The organism is Arthrobacter sp. Leaf337 (assembly GCF_001423745.1).
Taxonomy (GTDB): Bacteria; Actinomycetota; Actinomycetes; order Actinomycetales; family Micrococcaceae; genus Arthrobacter.
This window is the reverse complement of record NZ_LMPC01000026.1, coordinates 183,734-199,900: the sequence shown is the minus strand read 5'-3', so window position 1 is coordinate 199,900 and position 16,167 is coordinate 183,734. Positions and strand designations below refer to the sequence as shown.

Sequence of the window (16,167 nt, the reverse complement as noted above, 5' to 3'; positions counted from 1 at the left end):
CTAGATCTTGCGGGACAGAATTGCCTGCTTGACCTCGGCAATGGCCTGCGTGACCTGGATGCCGCGGGGGCATGCCTCGGTGCAGTTGAAGGTGGTGCGGCAGCGCCACACGCCTTCCTTGTCGTTGAGGATTTCCAGGCGCATGTCGCCGGCGTCATCACGGGAATCGAAGATGAAGCGGTGGGCGTTGACGATCGCTGCCGGGCCGAAGTACTGGCCGTCGGTCCAGAACACCGGGCAGGAGGAGGTGCACGCGGCGCACAGGATGCACTTGGTGGTGTCGTCGAAGCGTTCGCGGTCCTCGGCGGACTGCAGGCGTTCCTTGGTGGGCTCGTGGCCCTTGTTGATAAGGAACGGCATGACTTCACGGAAGGACTGGAAGAACGGCTCCATGTCCACGATCAGGTCCTTCTCCACCGGCAGGCCCTTGATGGGCTCGACGGTGATGGGCTTGGTCGTGTCCAGGTCCTTCAGCAGGGTCTTGCACGCGAGGCGGTTGCGGCCGTTGATGCGCATGGCATCGGAGCCGCAGACGCCGTGGGCGCAGGACCGGCGGAAGGAGACGCTGCCGTCAATTTCCCACTTGACCTTGTGCAGGGCATCCAGCACGCGGTCGGTGCCGTACATGGTCACCTTGAAGTCGTCCCAGGTGGCGTCCTCGGAAACTTCCGGGTTGTAGCGGCGCACGCGCAGGGTGACGTCGAACGTCGGAATCTCTCCGCCGCCTCCGATGTGTGCGGGCAGTTCGATCTTTGAGGCTGGCTCAGCAAGTTCGGCGGACATCTTAGTACTTCCTCACCATCGGCTCGTAGCGGGTAAAGACAACCGGTTTGGTGGCTAGGCGGATGCCGGCGATTGCCTCTGCAGAGCCGTCCGCCGGGGCGTGGTCGTCCTTGTACGCCATGGAGTGCTTCATGAATTTTTCGTCGTCACGTTCCGGGAAGTCCTCGCGGAAGTGTCCGCCGCGGGACTCTTCACGGTGCAGGGCTGCAACCGTCATGACCTTGGCCAGTTCCAGCAGGAAGCCCAGCTCAACGGCCTCGAGGAGGTCCAGGTTGAAGCGCTTGCCCTTGTCCTGGACGCTGATGTTCTTGTACCGCGCCTCGAAGGACTCGATGTCCTTGAGAACCTGGTTCAGCGTGTCTGCCGTGCGGAACACCTGCATGTTGGCGTCCATGGTGTCCTGGAGTTCCTTGCGGATCACGGCCACCTTTTCGTCGCCGCTGCCGTTGCGGGCGATGTCCAGCAGTTCGATGGTGTACGCCTCCGGGTCCGCCGGGAGCTCCACGAAGTCAGCTGTCTTGGCGTACTCCGCAGCGGCGATGCCGGCGCGCTTGCCGAACACGTTGATGTCCAGCAGCGAGTTGGTGCCCAGGCGGTTGGAGCCGTGGACCGAAACGCAGGCCACTTCACCGGCCGCGTAGAGGCCCGGCACCACGGTGTCGTTGTCCTGCAGGACCTCGGTGGTGATGTTCGTGGGGATGCCGCCCATGGCGTAGTGGGCCGTCGGGAACACCGGAACCGGCTCCGTGTACGGCTCCACACCCAGGTAGGTGCGGGCAAACTCGGTGATGTCCGGCAGCTTGGCATCGATGTGCGCCGGCTCGAGGTGGGTCAGGTCAAGGAGCACGTAGTCCTTGTTGGGTCCACAGCCGCGGCCTTCGCGGACTTCGTTGGCCATGGAGCGGGCCACGATGTCGCGGGGTGCGAGGTCCTTGATGGTGGGGGCATAGCGCTCCATGAAGCGTTCACCCTCGGAGTTGCGCAGGATGGCGCCTTCGCCGCGGGCTGCTTCAGAGAGGAGGATGCCCAACCCGGCAAGGCCGGTCGGGTGGAACTGGAAGAACTCCATGTCCTCCAGGGGGATGCCGCGGCGGAACGCGATGCCCATGCCGTCGCCGGTCAGGGTGTGCGCGTTGGAGGTGGTCTTGAAGACCTTTCCTGCGCCGCCGGAGGCGAACACCACCGACTTGGCCTGGAACACGTGCAGTTCACCGGAAGCAAGGTCGTAGGACACGACGCCCGCAACACGCTTCTGCTTGTAGGGCGTGCCGTCTTCGCGGACTGCGTCCTCTTCGACCGTCAGGAGGTCCAGGACGTAGTACTCGTTGTAGAACTCCACGTTGTGCTTGACGCAGTTTTGGTACAGGGTCTGCAGAATCATGTGGCCCGTGCGGTCAGCCGCATAGCAGGCCCGGCGGACCGGAGCCTTGCCGTGGTCACGGGTGTGGCCGCCGAAGCGGCGCTGGTCAATCCGTCCTTCCGGCGTGCGGTTGAACGGCAGACCCATCTTTTCCAGGTCCAGCACGGCGTCGATGGCTTCCTTCGCCATGACCTCGGCCGCGTCCTGGTCCACCAGGTAGTCGCCGCCCTTAATCGTGTCGAACGTGTGCCACTCCCAGTTGTCTTCCTCGACATTGGCCAGTGCCGCACACATGCCACCCTGCGCCGCACCGGTGTGCGAGCGGGTGGGGTAGAGCTTGGTCAGTACTGCTGTGCGCGCGCGCTGACCGGATTCGATCGCGGCGCGCATGCCAGCGCCACCGGCACCGACGATGACGACGTCGTACTTATGGACCTGCATACCAGATGCTCTTTCTCTCAAAATTCGCTATAAAACCACGGGCGGGCGGAGCCCGCACCGTAAAACCGTTGACCCGCTCAGCGCGGGCACAGCTGATCCCCCCGGAAGGGAAGGTGCCGCTAGGCTGCGGGGCAGAAGCCGCCGGGCAGCGGTACGCCGTTGACGTCCACCGGGCACGGGTTGAAGGTGAAGATCACCAGGGTGCCCAGGATGATGATGACGGTTGTTGCGGCGTAGAGGACGATCTTCAGCCAGAAGCGGGTGGAGTCCTTCTCGGCGTAGTCGTTGATGATGGTGCGGACGCCGTTGGTGCCGTGCAGCATGGCCAGCCAGAGCATGGCCAGGTCCCAGAACTGCCAGAAGGGATCGGCCCACTTGCCGGCCACGAAACCGAAGTCGATAGCGTGGATGCCTTCGCCCACCAGGAGGTTAACGAAAAGGTGCCCGAAGATCAGGACCACCAGGACAACGCCTGAAAGCCGCATGAACAGCCAGGCCGCCATTTCGAAGTTGCCCTTGGAGGCACCGCTGCGGCGGTACTTGGGGGCAATCAATCCTGCGCCCGGCTTCCCGCCGTCTTTTCCGCTGCGGGGACTCTGAATGGTTGCAGTCATGGCTTAGTGACCTCCGAAGGCGAGGGAAAGGTGGCGGATGGAGAAGCCCACCATGACGATGACCCAGAGGATCAGGACCGTCCACAGCATCTGGCGCTGGTACTTCGCGCCCTTCTTCCAGAAGTCGACGGCGATGATCCGCAGGCCGTTGAAGGCGTGGAAAACAATCGCTGCGACGAGGCCCGTTTCACCCAGGGCCATCAGGGGGTTCTTGTAGGCGCCGATCACGGCGGTGTATGCCTCTGGGGACACGCGCACCAATGAGGTGTCCAGCACATGGACCAACAAGAAGAAAAAAATCACTACACCGGTAATGCGGTGTCCAACCCAGGACCACATGCCTTCACGGCCGCGGTACAAGGTGCCAGCTGGTTTTGTCGGCACTGAATAAACCTCCCTGCAACACAGCGGCGCTGGCATGGGATCCACGCGGGGGGAACGCCTGCTGCGAGAGCACTCGTAAGCTCAAGCCTAAATCTAGGCTTCGCTCACAGCTTATTCAATTCAGGAACTCCTAGGTGACGCCTCCCCGCGCGGTTTTTGCGCATTTTTGAGACGAACGCCACATTAAGGCCGTCGGCGGGGCGCGGAGGGGCGGCATCTGCCGGTATCCGCGTGGTGGTCGGCTAAAGTAGGCCTTGATGACTACAGACATAGTGACAAGCCGGAATTCACCGCTGGACCGTTTTATTGCGGTAATTCCTGCAGGCGGAGTGGGGACCCGCCTCTGGCCCCTGTCACGTGCAGCAGCCCCGAAGTTTCTTCACGACCTCACCGGTTCAGGCAGCACGCTGTTGCGGGCCACCTACGACCGCCTGGAGCCGCTTGCCGGCAAGGGCGTGCTGGTTGTTACCGGCGTGGCCCACCGGAGCGCGGTGTGCGGCCAGCTTCCCGAGGTCCAGGAATCCAACCTCGTGCTGGAAAGCGAGCCCAAGGACTCCGGCGCGGCCATCGGCCTCGCGGCAGCCATCCTGTACCAGCGGGACCCGGAGACCATCATGGGTTCCTTCGCCGCGGACCAGGTGATCAGCCCGGACGACCTCTTCCAGGACGCTGTGCGTGAGGCCATCTACACGGCGGCGTCCGGCAAGATCGTCACCATCGGCATCAAGCCCACGCACCCGTCCACCGGGTTCGGCTATATCCGTGCGGGCCAGAAGCTGTCCATCGAGAACGCCCCGAGCGCGCAGGCCGTGGTGGAGTTCGTCGAAAAGCCCAGCGAGGACGTCGCCCAGCAGTATGTCGACAGCGGAGAGTACGTCTGGAACGCAGGCATGTTCGTCGCGCCCGTGTCACTCATGCTGAAACACCTCGAAGAAAACCAGCCGGAACTCTTCAAGGGGCTCACGGAGATCGCACAGGCCTGGGACACTGACGAACGCGACGAGGTCACGGCCCGCGTTTGGCCCACGCTTCCGAAGATCGCCATCGACTACGCGGTGGCGGAGCCTGCCGCGGCGGCCGGGGACGTCGCCGTCGTGCCTGGCACTTTCCGTTGGGACGACGTCGGGGACTTTGCCTCCGTGGGCCGGCTCAACAGTGCCAGGGAAGTGGACGATGTCACTGTCCTCGGCGAAGGTGCCCGAGTCTTTACCGAAAACGCCAGCGGCGTGGTTGTCACGGACACCAAACGCGTTATTGCACTGATCGGCATCAAGGACGTGGTTATCGTTGACACGCCGGATGCCCTGCTGGTCACCACCATGGCGAACTCCCAGCGGGTTAAAGCCGCCGTGGACGCGCTCAAGGCCAGCGGCGACACCGACGTCCTCTAACTTGGATCCGGCCCAGGCCTTCCCCGCCGCGGGAAAGCCTGGGCTGAGCCGTTTCCGGCGCCGGGAGCCGGCTCCCGGATCCGTAACCTCCGACACTGATGCTGGTATTCGGAGCAGCCTCGCTAGAGTTGTTTCGTGCGCAATTACACTACTGAAACCGAGCCCACCGCCCTCGTGGGGCCGTGGCTGGAGCCGCTGCTGCCGGAACTGATCGATTTCCGCCGTGACCTCCATGCGCATCCGGAGCTGTCCTTCAAGGAGTTCCGGACCACGAACAAGCTGGCGGACCGGCTCGAAGCGGCAGGGCTCAAGCCTCGCCGGCTCGAAGGCACAGGCCTCACGGTCGACGTCGGTGAGGGCCCTATTGCCACGGCACTCCGCGGTGATATCGATGCCCTCCCCATCATTGAGGAAACAGGGCTGCCGTTTGCGTCCAAGAACCACGGCGTCACCCACGCCTGCGGCCACGACGTCCACACCACCACCATGCTCGGTATCGCGCTGGTGCTGCACCGCATGCACCAGGAATCCCCGCTGGGCGGCACGGTCCGGATCATTTTCCAGCCCGCCGAGGAAACCATGCCCGGCGGAGCGCATTCCTGCATCGAACAGGGCGTGCTCGAGGGTGTGCCGCGCATCCTGGCCCTGCACTGCGACCCGCGAATCGACGTGGGCAAGATCGGCACCCGGATCGGTGCCATCACGTCAGCCTCGGACACCATCAGGATCGAGCTTTCCGGACGCGGCGGCCACACCTCCCGGCCGCATCTGACGGAGGACCTCGTGTTCGCGCTGGCGCAAATCGCCGTCAACGTTCCGGCCGTTCTGTCACGCCGGGTGGATGTCCGTAGCGGCGTCTCCGTCGTTTGGGGGCACATCTCGGCCGGCTCGGCACCCAATGCCATTCCCGGCACCGGCTACATGGCAGGGACCATGCGGTGCCTGGACCGCGACGCCTGGCACAGCGCCGGCGAACTCCTGGATGAAGTGGTCCACCAGGTGGCGGCGCCCTACAACGTGGACGTCCGGCTGGAGCACACCCGCGGTGTTCCGCCGGTAGTCAACTCCGAGCATGAAACCGCGCTCATCGAAGCGGCAGCCCGCGCCGAAATCGCCGAAAGCGCCGTCGTGCTCACGCCCCAGTCCATGGGCGGAGAGGATTTCGCCTGGTTCCTGGCCGAGCTGCCCGGCGCGATGATGCGGCTGGGCACCAAAACGCCCGGCGGTGAGGAATACGACCTTCATCGGGGTGACTACATCCTCGACGAGCGTGCACTGGGCTACGGCATCCAGGTCCTGACCGCCGCAGCGCTCCGCACCATCCGCGACCTTTAAATCCCCACCCCCGAAGCGCGAACGGACACTTAAGCCCCCCGCCCCGCAGCGCGAACGGACAGTTGAGGCCCCGACCCGGGGCCTCAACTGTCCGTTCGCGCTGCTGCGGGGCCGGAAGTGCCAGTTTGCGCTCTCTTTCGGCGCGGATGAGTTGTGCACAATCTAATTGTGCGATATCGTTTCATCCATGACCGACGCTCCCAGACTCAACGCCCCCCGCCTGAACCGGCAGGTGTGCTTCGCCCTGTACTCCGCGTCGAAGGCGGCCACTGCCGTGTACCGGCCCATGCTGGACCAGCTGGGCCTGACCTATCCGCAGTATTTGGTCATGCTGGTGCTCTGGGAGGACCAGCCCCGCAGCGTCAGGGAGCTGGGGGAGGAGCTGGGCCTGGACTCAGGCACCCTGTCCCCGCTGCTGAAGAGGCTTGAGTCGCTGGGACTGGTGGAGCGCAGGCGTTCCACCGAGGACGAGCGGCGGGTGGAGGTCTTCCTGACGGACTCCGGCGCTGCGCTCAGCGCCCGGGCCAACGCCATTCCCCAGCAGCTCGCAGACGCCGCCGGCCTGTCCGCGGCAGAGCTGGACCAGCTCCGGGAGACCCTGGGCCGGCTTACGGCCGCCCTCCATTCCTCCGTTTGAACCCAGCTTGAACCCAGCTTGAACCCAGCTTGAACCCCGGCGGAGCGCCTGGTGGACACTGGCCAGCCGGAAATTTTCATCCCAACAGAACGGAAACCACGTGAAGACTCTTTACACAGCTGAAGCACTCGCCTCGGGCGAAGGGCGGGACGGGAACGCCCGCACCAAGGACGGCAGGCTTGACGTCACTCTGGCCAGCCCGGTGGAACTGGGCGGCAACGGCCAGGGCACCAACCCCGAACAGCTCTTTGCCGCCGGCTATGCCGCGTGCTTCCACTCCGCCCTGCGACTGGTGGGCCGGAAGGAAAAGGCCGACCTCACGGATTCCGCGGTGGCAGCCAAGATCCACTTCGGCGCGCTCGAGGACGGCGTGGGCTATGGCCTGGCCGCTGAGCTCGAAATCGCCCTGCCTGCGCTGGACCTGGCGACGGCGGAGGCCCTCGTGGCCAAGGCGCACCAGATCTGCCCTTACTCGAATGCCACCCGCGGCAACATCAACGTCGACATCAAGATCCTGGAGGTGGCCGCATGAGCGCCAACACCGCAACCCTTCCCCGCGCCACCCGCGAAATCCAGCTGGCATCCCGTCCGCATGGCCGCCCCGTCCCGGAAAACTTTCGCCTGGCCGAGTCCGACCTCGCGGAACTGCAGGACGGCCAGGTGCTGGTCCGCAACCAGTTCATCTCCGTCGACCCCTACATGCGCGGCCGCATGAACGACGTCAAGTCGTATTCGGCACCCTTTGCGCTTGATGCAGCGCTCGACGGCGGCGCCGTCGGTGAGGTGATCGCGTCCCGATCGGATGAACGCAAGGTGGGGGACGTCGTCGTGCATTCCCTCGGCTGGCGCGAATACGCCGTACTGGACGCCGCCGCCACGTCCCTGGCGCGCACCGACCTGGCCCCGGCATCAGCGTTCCTCGGCGCCCTGGGCATGACGGGCCTGACGGCATATGCAGGCCTCCTGAAAGTCGCGGAATTCAAACCCGGAGAGGTGGTCTTCGTTTCGGGGGCAGCAGGTGCCGTCGGTTCGCTCGTGGGGCAGATCGCCAAGGCTATGGGTGCTTCCCGGGTTATTGGCAGCGCAGGGTCGCCGGAAAAGGTGGCGCGCCTGCTGGAGCTCGGCTTCGACGCCGCGTTCAACTACAACGACGGCCCGGTGGCCGCGCAGCTCGCGGCAGCAGCCGGGGAGCGCGGGATTGACGTGTACTTCGACAACGTCGGCGGCGAACACCTGGAAGCGGCGCTGTCCGCGCTCACGGTCGGCGGCCGCGTGGCCATGTGCGGCGCCATTGCGCAGTACAACTCGACGGAACCGACACCCGCTCCCCGGAACCTCATGCTGGCCATCGGCAAGCAGCTCACGCTCAGAGGATTCCTGGTCGGCGGCTATTGGCAGCACATGGCCGAGTTCGTGGCGACCGTGTCCGCCTGGGTGGCTGACGGTACCGTCCGCTACGACGAGACGGTAGTGGACGGCCTCGAAAACGCCCCGCAGGCCTTCATGGACCTCCTCGACGGCGCCAACACCGGCAAGATGCTGGTCCGGCTCTAGGAAATGGACATGACTTGCGGTAGCGGCTACCGGTAGGTAACAAGTTCTCAACGATCTCCGCGTCCGGGTGCCCCTGTGGTACCCGGACGTGTTCCAGGCCACTAAAGTAACTGTCATCAGTGCGCCTCGGCGCAGTGCTGCGAACCCATCAGTGAAAACAGAATTTCAGTGTGGAGCATTCGAAACGGACACTCATTGAACACCCGTCGTAGCGCCTATCTCTTTGTTCCTGGAGGAAAATTGAAGAACTCACTGCGTGCAACCCTCAAGCGCGGTTCAATGACCGGCGTCGCCACCGCCGGGGCGGCAGCTCTCCTGCTGACCGGCTGCGGGGCCGCCCCGGAAGCCGGCAGCACCGCAAGCGCCACCGCAAGTGACTACACGGGCTGCATCGTGTCCGACTCGGGCGGATTCGACGACCAGTCGTTCAACCAGTCCTCCTATGAAGGCCTCAAGAAGGCTGAGAAGGACCTTGGGATCAAGGTCAACCAGGTCGAATCAAAGACCAACAACGACTTCGAGCCGAACCTCCGCGCCATGGTCACCGCAGGCTGCGACCTGACCGTCACCGTCGGCTTCCTCCTCGGCGACGCCACCAAGGCGCAGGCAACGGCCAACCCGGACAGCCACTTCGCCATCATCGACTTCGGCTACGAGACCCCCATCAGCAACGTCAAGCCGATCATCTACGACACCGCCCAGGCCGCCTTCCTCGCCGGGTACCTGGCTGCAGGCTCCACCAAGACCGGAACGGTGGCCACCTTCGGCGGCATCAAGATCCCCACCGTCACCATCTTCATGGACGGCTACGCCGATGGCGTCAAGTACTACAACGAGAAAAAGGGCAAGGACGTCAAGGTCCTTGGCTGGGACAAGGCCAAGCAGGACGGCAGCTTCACCGGTGACTTCGAAAAGCAGGACAAGGGCAAGCAGCTGACCCAGAACTTCCTGGACCAGGGCGCCGACATCGTGATGCCTGTTGCCGGCCCCGTGGGCAAGGGCGCAGGCGCCGCGCTGAAGGAAGCAAAGGCTGCAGGCAAGGACGTCAAGCTCATCTGGGTTGACTCCGACGGCTTCCTGACCGCTCCGGATTACAAGGACCTCATGCTCTCCTCCGTCATGAAGCAGATGGGCGAAGCTGTTGAGACCGTTGTAAAGGAAGACAAGGACGGCAAGTTCAGCAACACGCCGTACGTCGGAACCCTCGCGAACGACGGCGTGCAGCTGGCTCCGTTCCACGAACTTGAGTCCCAGGTTCCCGCGGACCTGAAGACTGAACTGGAACAGATCAAGAAGGACATCGTTGACGGCAAGCTGAAGGTCGAGTCGGCAGCGAGCCCGAAGGCCTAACTTCCTCCGCAAAGCGCCACCACCCGGTTGGTCACTGACTTCCGGGCGGTGGCGCTTTTCGTTGGGCGTCAGCTTTTCCGAGGAGCGCCGCCCGCTCCGCCAAGGGCTGCAGGCACTAGGCTGGTGCTGCAGCCACATATCCCGTCCGGGCACATTTTCCGGACGCTTCGAGATTGGTCAGAGTTTTGAAACTTGAACTCAGAGGGATCACCAAACGCTTCGGCTCCCTTATTGCCAACGATCACATCGATGTGGTTGTTGAACCCGGGCAAATTCATTGCCTGCTTGGTGAAAACGGCGCTGGCAAATCCACGCTGATGAATGTCCTGTACGGACTTTACGAGCCCAGCGAGGGCGAAATCCTGGTGGATGGCGAGGCCGTCACCTTCCGCGGCCCGGGCGATGCCATGGCTGCAGGCATCGGCATGGTGCACCAGCACTTCATGCTGGTTCCCGTGTTCACTGTTGCGGAGAACGTGGCGCTCGGCGCCGAAACCACCAAAGCCGGCGGCTTCCTCAACCTGGATGACACCCGTCGGAAGATCAAGGAAATCTCCGACAAATACGGTTTCGACGTCGACCCCGACGCCCTGATCGAGGACCTCCCCGTGGGCGTCCAGCAGCGCGTGGAAATCATCAAGGCACTGGTCCGCGATGCAAAGGTGCTCATCCTCGATGAACCCACCGCCGTGCTGACACCGCAGGACACCGACGAACTCCTGGACATCATGCGCCAGCTGAAAAGCAACGGCACCTCGATCGTCTTCATCTCGCACAAACTTCGCGAAGTGAAGGCTGTTTCCGACACCATCACGGTCATCCGCCGCGGCAAAGTGGTGGGCGCTGCGGATCCCGGCGCGTCCACCACCGAGCTTGCCTCCATGATGGTGGGCCGCGCAGTGAACCTGACCCTGGACAAGGCCCCGGCGAAGCCGCAGGAAACCACGTTCCAGGTCAAGGACCTCACCGTGATCGCCCCCACCGGCCAGCATGTGGTGGACGGCATCAGCTTCGACATCGCCCGCGGCGAAATCCTCGCCGTGGCAGGTGTGCAGGGCAACGGCCAGACAGAACTCACCGAAGCCATCCTTGGCCTGCAGGAACGCTGCCACGGGTCAATCCTGCTGGACGGCGAGGAGCTCCTGGGCCACAGCGTCAAGGAAGTACTCCGGGCCGGCGTCGGCTTCGTTCCGGAAGACCGGACCGTTGACGGGCTCATCGGCACCTTCTCGATCGCGGAGAACCTGGTCCTGGACCTTTACGACCAGGCGCCCTACGCCAAAGGCATCAGCATGAGCCCGGCCAGGATCCTGGAAAACGCCAAGTCCCGGATCGACGAGTTCGACGTCAGGACACCTTCCGGATCACTGGCCGCGGGAACGCTTTCCGGCGGAAACCAGCAGAAAGTGGTCATGGCCCGGGAGCTGTCCCGGCCGCTGCGGCTGTTCATTGCCTCCCAGCCCACCCGCGGCGTGGATGTGGGATCCATCGAGTTCCTGCACAAACGCATCGTGGCTGAACGCGACCGGGGCACTCCGGTGATGATTGTGTCCACCGAACTCGATGAAGTGATCGAACTCGCGGACCGGATCGCCGTGCTCTACAGAGGCAAGCTGGTGGGCATCGTGCCCGCAGGCACCGGCCGCGACGTCCTGGGCCTGATGATGGCGGGGCTTTCCCCGGAAAGCGCCCACGCGGACACCGCCCACGCGCCCGTACAGACTTCCACCTCCGGTGCCGAAGGAGGCGACCATGAGTGAACAGGACAAGCCCAAGCACGTGGCTGACGAAAATACAACGGAAAGCCCGGCCACCCGGGCACCGGAAGGCCGGGCACCGGAAAAGACTGCACCCGGACCCAAGACGCCGGCCGAAGACGCAGCAGCCGCGACCGCACTGGACACAGCCGGCGGGGCGATGCAGCCCTCGGCAGTTCCCGTCTCGGCCCAGAGCGGCATTGTTCCTGGCGGTGCGGACACGTTGGTCCGGCGGATCTTTACCGGCAGCGGCATCGTGTCGGTGCTCGCCGTCCTGCTTGCCCTGATCCTCGGCGGACTCCTCATCGCCAGCACGGACAAACAGGTGGGCGCCACCGCGAGCTACCTCTTTGCCCGCCCCTCGGACTTCCTCTCGGCCGTCTGGACTGCCGCGACCCGTTCGTATGTCGCGCTGTTCCAAGGCTCGGTGTTCAACCCCCGCGGCTCCAGCGTCGCTGTGCAGTTTGCTCCGCTGATGGAAACCCTCACCATCGCCACTCCGCTGATCACGGCCGGCCTCGGCGTCGCACTGGCATTCCGCGCGGGCCTGTTCAACATCGGTGCGCAGGGACAGATCATCATGGCCGGCATCCTCGCCGCCTGGGTCGGCTTCGCGCTGCACCTGCCGCTGGGCCTGCACCTGCTGCTGGTCCTCATTGCCGGCATCGTGGGCGGTGCCCTCTGGGGCGGACTCGTGGGCCTGCTGAAGGCCCGCACCGGGGCCCACGAGGTCATCCTGACCATCATGTTCAACTACATCGCCCTGTACTTCCTGCGCTACCTCCTGAACACGCCGGCCTTCCAGCGGCCGGGGGAGTCCAACCCCATCTCGCCGATCCTGGATCCCAGCGCCGTTTATCCGCAGATCCTCGGTACGCAGTACAGGCTCCACTTGGGCTTTCTCCTGGCCATCGCCGCCACCGTTTTTGTCTGGTGGCTGCTCAACCGCTCCACCGTCGGCTTTGAATTCCGCGCAGTCGGGGCCAACCCCAAAGCGGCTCTGACTGCGGGCATCAACGTGCCCCGGGCCACGGTCCTGGTCATGGCGATCGCCGGTGCCCTTGCCGGCATGTCAGGCGTGGCGCAGGTCGCGGGAACCGAAAAGGTCCTGACCGACGGCGTTGCCGCGACCTACGGTTTCGATGCCATCACCGTTGCACTCCTGGGACGTTCGACGCCGTGGGGCACCTTCGCTGCCGGGCTTCTGTTCGGCGCCTTCCGCGCCGGGGCGGTGCAGATGCAGATCCAGACGGGAACCCCGATCGACATTGTGCTCGTGGTCCAGTCCCTGATCGTTCTGTTCATCGCGGCGCCGCCGCTGGTGCGTGCCCTCTTCGGGCTCAATCCCCGCAAGAAGAAGGCCGCAACGGCCGGTAAGTCCAAGAAGGCAGCCACCACCGGAGGTGCAGCATGAGCACAACAGCAACATCGCCCGTTCCGGGAAAGCCGCAGCAGGGAAAACAACAGCCGGGAACACCGAAGTCGGCCAGCGAGAAAGCCCCCGCAGTTTCGGCAAAGCCCGTGACCTGGAAGGTGCCGGTCCTGCTTGCCGTGCTCGGCGTCGTCGCCTTCATCTTCTTCGGTGTCATGGGACCCAACCAGACGGCCAGGTTCGGGATCTCCTCAAGCGGCGACTTCTTCCAGCTTCCGGCCATCGAAGTGCCCGCCTTCCTGGGCGGAATCGTCCTGTCGGTCCTGATGCTGGGCCTGGCCGGTTATGCCGTGTACCTCAAGACGCGGAACGAGGCCTCTCCCGGCTGGCTGCCCATCGTCTTTATCGTGCTCTTCGTGGCAGCGTTCCTGATCTGGGTGGTGGGCGGCGCCCGCACGCCGAGCATCTCGCTTGCCGGGCTCATCGCCGGTTCCGTGACCCTCGCGGTCCCTCTCGTGTTCGGCTCCCTTTCCGGTGTTCTTTGCGAACGCGTCGGCGTCGTCAATATCGCCATTGAGGGCCAGCTGCTCGGCGGTGCATTCACCGCCGCAATGGTGGCCACGCTGACCAAGAGCCCCTTCGTCGGGCTGCTGGCAGCGGCAGTGGCCGGCGCCGTTGTCTCCATGGTGCTGGCAGTCTTCAGCATCAAATACCTGGTCAACCAGATCATCGTGGGCGTGGTGCTCAACGTCCTGGTCTCCGGCCTCACGGGCTTCCTCTTCAGCACGGTGATGCAGGCCAACAAGGCCCAGTTCAACTCACCGGGCCGGCTGCCCATCATCGACATCCCCGTGCTGTCCAGCATCCCGGTGATCGGCCCCATCCTCTTTAAGCAGTCCGTCGTGGGGTACCTGATGTACATTGCGGTCATCGTGGTGTGGATCGGCCTCTTCAAGACGAAGTGGGGCCTGCGGGTCCGGGCCGTCGGAGAACACCCGCAGGCGGCGGACACCATGGGCATCAAGGTCAACGCCACCCGCTTCTGGAACGTCACCCTCGGCGGTGCAGTTGCAGGCATCGGCGGTTCCTTCTTCACCCTGGTGGCCATCGACAGTTTCACCAAGGAGATTTCGGGCGGACGCGGCTTTATCGCGCTTGCCGCGCTGATCTTCGGCCGGTGGAACCCGATCGGTGCCTTCTTCGCCGCGCTGCTGTTCGGCTTCGCGGACAACCTGCAGAGCATCGTGACCATCATCGGCACTCCCGTTCCGAGCCAGTTCATGGCCATGCTGCCGTACCTGGTGACGGTGCTTGCCGTGGCCGGACTCGTGGGCCGCTCCAGGCCTCCGGCCGCCAGCGGCATACCGTACGTCAAGGGTTGATGGCGGTGGAACGCAACACGGTGGACTGGACGGCGCTCGAAGCAGCCGCCGTTTCCGCCATGAAGAACGCGTATGCGCCGTATTCGAAGTTCGCGGTGGGGGCGGCTGCCCTCACCGCGGACGGCCGGATCGTCAGCGGCTGCAACGTGGAAAACGCCAGCTACGGACTGACCCTGTGCGCCGAATGCGCCCTCGTGGGCAACCTGCACATGACCGGCGGCGGCAAGCTGCGCGCCTTCTACTGCGTGGACGCCGGCGGCAACGTCCTGATGCCCTGCGGGCGCTGCCGCCAGCTGCTGTACGAATTCCGGGCGGCCGACATGGAACTCATGACCACGCACGGAATCAAGACAATGGGCCAGGTGCTACCCGATGCCTTTGGTCCCCAACACCTGGAGGAACCCCGGTGACACACACCCCAAGCAACACGGAAGCGTTCGACGCCGTCGACATCATCCGCATCAAGCGGGACAAGGGCGTCCTGAGCCCGGCCCAGATCGACTGGACCATCGACGCCTACACCCGGGGCGCCATTGCCGACGAGCAGATGGCTGCCTTGAACATGGCCATCCTGCTCAACGGCATGGACCGCGCGGAAATTTCGCGGTGGACCGCTGCGATGATCGCCTCCGGCGAACGGATGGACTTCTCCGCCCTGCGGCGTCCCGACGGCGGCGTGAAGCCGACGTCGGACAAGCACTCCACCGGGGGAGTGGGGGACAAGATCACGCTCCCGCTGGCACCGCTGGTGGCTGTCTTCGGCGTGGCCGTTCCGCAGCTCTCCGGGCGGGGACTCGGCCACACAGGCGGCACCCTGGACAAGCTGGAATCGATCCCGGGGTGGCGGGCAGCACTCAGCAACGACGAAATGATGGCCCAGCTGCAGGACGTCGGGGCCGTGATCTGCGCCGCCGGCGCGGGTCTGGCGCCCGCCGACAAGAAGCTCTATGCCCTGCGTGACGTCACGGGAACGGTGGAGGCGATCCCGCTGATTGCGTCCTCCATCATGAGCAAAAAAATCGCCGAAGGCACCGGCTCGCTGGTCCTGGACGTCAAGGTGGGAAGCGGTGCCTTCATGAAGGACGAGGCCCGCGCCCGGGAACTGGCCGAGACCATGGTGGCCCTGGGCAAGGACGCCGGCGTCAACACGGTGGCCCTGCTGACGAACATGGACACGCCCCTGGGCCTCACCGCCGGCAACGCCATCGAGGTGGAGGAATCCGTTGAGGTGCTGGCCGGCGGCGGCCCGGAAGACGTCGTCGAACTGACGGTCCGGCTGGCCGAGGAAATGCTGGCCTGCGCCGGAGTCCACGATGCAGACCCCCGCGCGGCGCTCAAGGACGGCCGGGCCATGGACGTGTGGAACCGCATGATCGAGGCGCAGGGCGGGGATCCCCGGGCCAAGCTCCCCGTTGCCAGGGAATCCGAAGTCATCTACGCTCCGGCCGACGGTGTCCTCGTAGAGCTCGACGCCCTGGCGGTGGGCGTTGCCGCCTGGCGGCTGGGTGCAGGCCGCGCGCGCAAGGAGGACCAGGTCCAGGCCGGCGCGGGCGTCAGGCTGCACGCCAAGCCCGGTGCCGTGGTCCGTGCCGGAGAACCCCTGATGACGCTGCTGACAGACACACCGGAGAAATTCGGCCGCGCCAAGGAGGCCCTTGAAGGGGCCGTTGTGGTTGCGCCGGAGGGCTCCCGGCCGGCGCAGAAGCTCATCATCGACCGCATCGCCTGATCCCGTGACCCTTCCCGGCCGGTTCCCTTCGGGGGCCCCACGGCCTGCCCGCAGACCGGCCGGGGAGAAAACGGGCGG

15 protein-coding genes are annotated in these 16,167 nt (G+C 64.8%); 11 read left to right on the top strand and 4 right to left on the bottom strand.

The window, feature by feature from the left end:
• From ASF98_RS17050 to sdhC, 4 genes are all read right to left on the bottom strand, one after another.
• Positions 1 to 783: a succinate dehydrogenase iron-sulfur subunit gene (locus tag ASF98_RS17050; RefSeq protein WP_028270493.1), complete on the bottom strand. Its 783-nt coding sequence runs from the start codon at positions 781 to 783 to the stop codon at positions 1 to 3.
• A 1-nt stretch (position 784) separates the two neighbouring features.
• On the bottom strand, positions 785 to 2,584 hold the full coding sequence (gene sdhA / locus ASF98_RS17045) for a succinate dehydrogenase flavoprotein subunit (protein ID WP_055804171.1): 1,800 nt from the start codon (positions 2,582 to 2,584) through the stop codon (positions 785 to 787).
• A gap of 119 nt (positions 2,585 to 2,703) precedes the next feature.
• Positions 2,704 to 3,198, bottom strand: coding sequence for a succinate dehydrogenase hydrophobic membrane anchor subunit (locus tag ASF98_RS17040; protein ID WP_055804166.1), 495 nt, complete (start codon positions 3,196 to 3,198; stop codon positions 2,704 to 2,706).
• Between the two features lie 3 nt (positions 3,199 to 3,201).
• Positions 3,202 to 3,582 (bottom strand): succinate dehydrogenase, cytochrome b556 subunit, encoded by a 381-nt coding sequence (gene sdhC, locus ASF98_RS17035; protein ID WP_081818859.1) that lies wholly within the window; start codon positions 3,580 to 3,582, stop codon positions 3,202 to 3,204.
• A 257-nt stretch (positions 3,583 to 3,839) separates the two neighbouring features.
• Here sdhC and ASF98_RS17030 point away from each other — a divergent pair, with 257 nt between their 5' ends.
• The 11 genes from ASF98_RS17030 (at position 3,840) to ASF98_RS16980 (ending at position 16,089) form a co-directional block, all read left to right on the top strand.
• Positions 3,840 to 4,973, top strand: coding sequence for a mannose-1-phosphate guanylyltransferase (locus ASF98_RS17030; protein WP_055804163.1), 1,134 nt, complete (start codon positions 3,840 to 3,842; stop codon positions 4,971 to 4,973).
• 135 nt (positions 4,974 to 5,108) lie between these two features.
• Positions 5,109 to 6,308: an amidohydrolase gene (locus ASF98_RS17025; RefSeq protein ID WP_055804160.1), complete on the top strand. Its 1,200-nt coding sequence runs from the start codon at positions 5,109 to 5,111 to the stop codon at positions 6,306 to 6,308.
• Between the two features lie 187 nt (positions 6,309 to 6,495).
• Positions 6,496 to 6,945 (top strand): MarR family winged helix-turn-helix transcriptional regulator, encoded by a 450-nt coding sequence (locus ASF98_RS17020; RefSeq protein ID WP_055804375.1) that lies wholly within the window; start codon positions 6,496 to 6,498, stop codon positions 6,943 to 6,945.
• Between the two features lie 100 nt (positions 6,946 to 7,045).
• Entirely contained in the window at positions 7,046 to 7,477 is a 432-nt protein-coding gene (locus ASF98_RS17015) for an organic hydroperoxide resistance protein (protein ID WP_043479330.1), read from the top strand.
• Positions 7,474 to 8,499 (top strand): NADP-dependent oxidoreductase, encoded by a 1,026-nt coding sequence (locus ASF98_RS17010; protein WP_055804157.1) that lies wholly within the window; start codon positions 7,474 to 7,476, stop codon positions 8,497 to 8,499. Before ASF98_RS17015 ends, ASF98_RS17010 begins: the two co-directional genes overlap by 4 nt.
• A 240-nt stretch (positions 8,500 to 8,739) precedes the next feature.
• Positions 8,740 to 9,849 carry a BMP family lipoprotein gene (locus tag ASF98_RS17005; RefSeq protein WP_442854048.1) on the top strand — a complete coding sequence of 370 codons (1,110 nt, stop codon included), beginning with the start codon at positions 8,740 to 8,742 and terminating at the stop codon, positions 9,847 to 9,849.
• Between the two features lie 185 nt (positions 9,850 to 10,034).
• Entirely contained in the window at positions 10,035 to 11,609 is a 1,575-nt protein-coding gene (locus tag ASF98_RS17000; RefSeq protein WP_055804151.1) for an ABC transporter ATP-binding protein, read from the top strand.
• Complete coding sequence (locus tag ASF98_RS16995; RefSeq protein WP_055804148.1) at positions 11,602 to 13,020, top strand: ABC transporter permease; 1,419 nt, start codon at positions 11,602 to 11,604, stop codon at positions 13,018 to 13,020. The genes ASF98_RS17000 and ASF98_RS16995 overlap by 8 nt, the downstream gene beginning before the upstream one ends.
• Positions 13,017 to 14,360, top strand: coding sequence for an ABC transporter permease (locus tag ASF98_RS16990; protein ID WP_055804146.1), 1,344 nt, complete (start codon positions 13,017 to 13,019; stop codon positions 14,358 to 14,360). Before ASF98_RS16995 ends, ASF98_RS16990 begins: the two co-directional genes overlap by 4 nt.
• A 5-nt stretch (positions 14,361 to 14,365) precedes the next feature.
• The gene (locus ASF98_RS16985) at positions 14,366 to 14,770 is read left to right on the top strand and encodes a cytidine deaminase (protein ID WP_442854047.1); all 405 of its coding nucleotides are present in this window, start codon (positions 14,366 to 14,368) and stop codon (positions 14,768 to 14,770) included.
• The gene (locus tag ASF98_RS16980; protein WP_055804140.1) at positions 14,767 to 16,089 is read left to right on the top strand and encodes a thymidine phosphorylase; all 1,323 of its coding nucleotides are present in this window, start codon (positions 14,767 to 14,769) and stop codon (positions 16,087 to 16,089) included. Before ASF98_RS16985 ends, ASF98_RS16980 begins: the two co-directional genes overlap by 4 nt.
• Positions 16,090 to 16,167 lie beyond the last annotated feature (78 nt).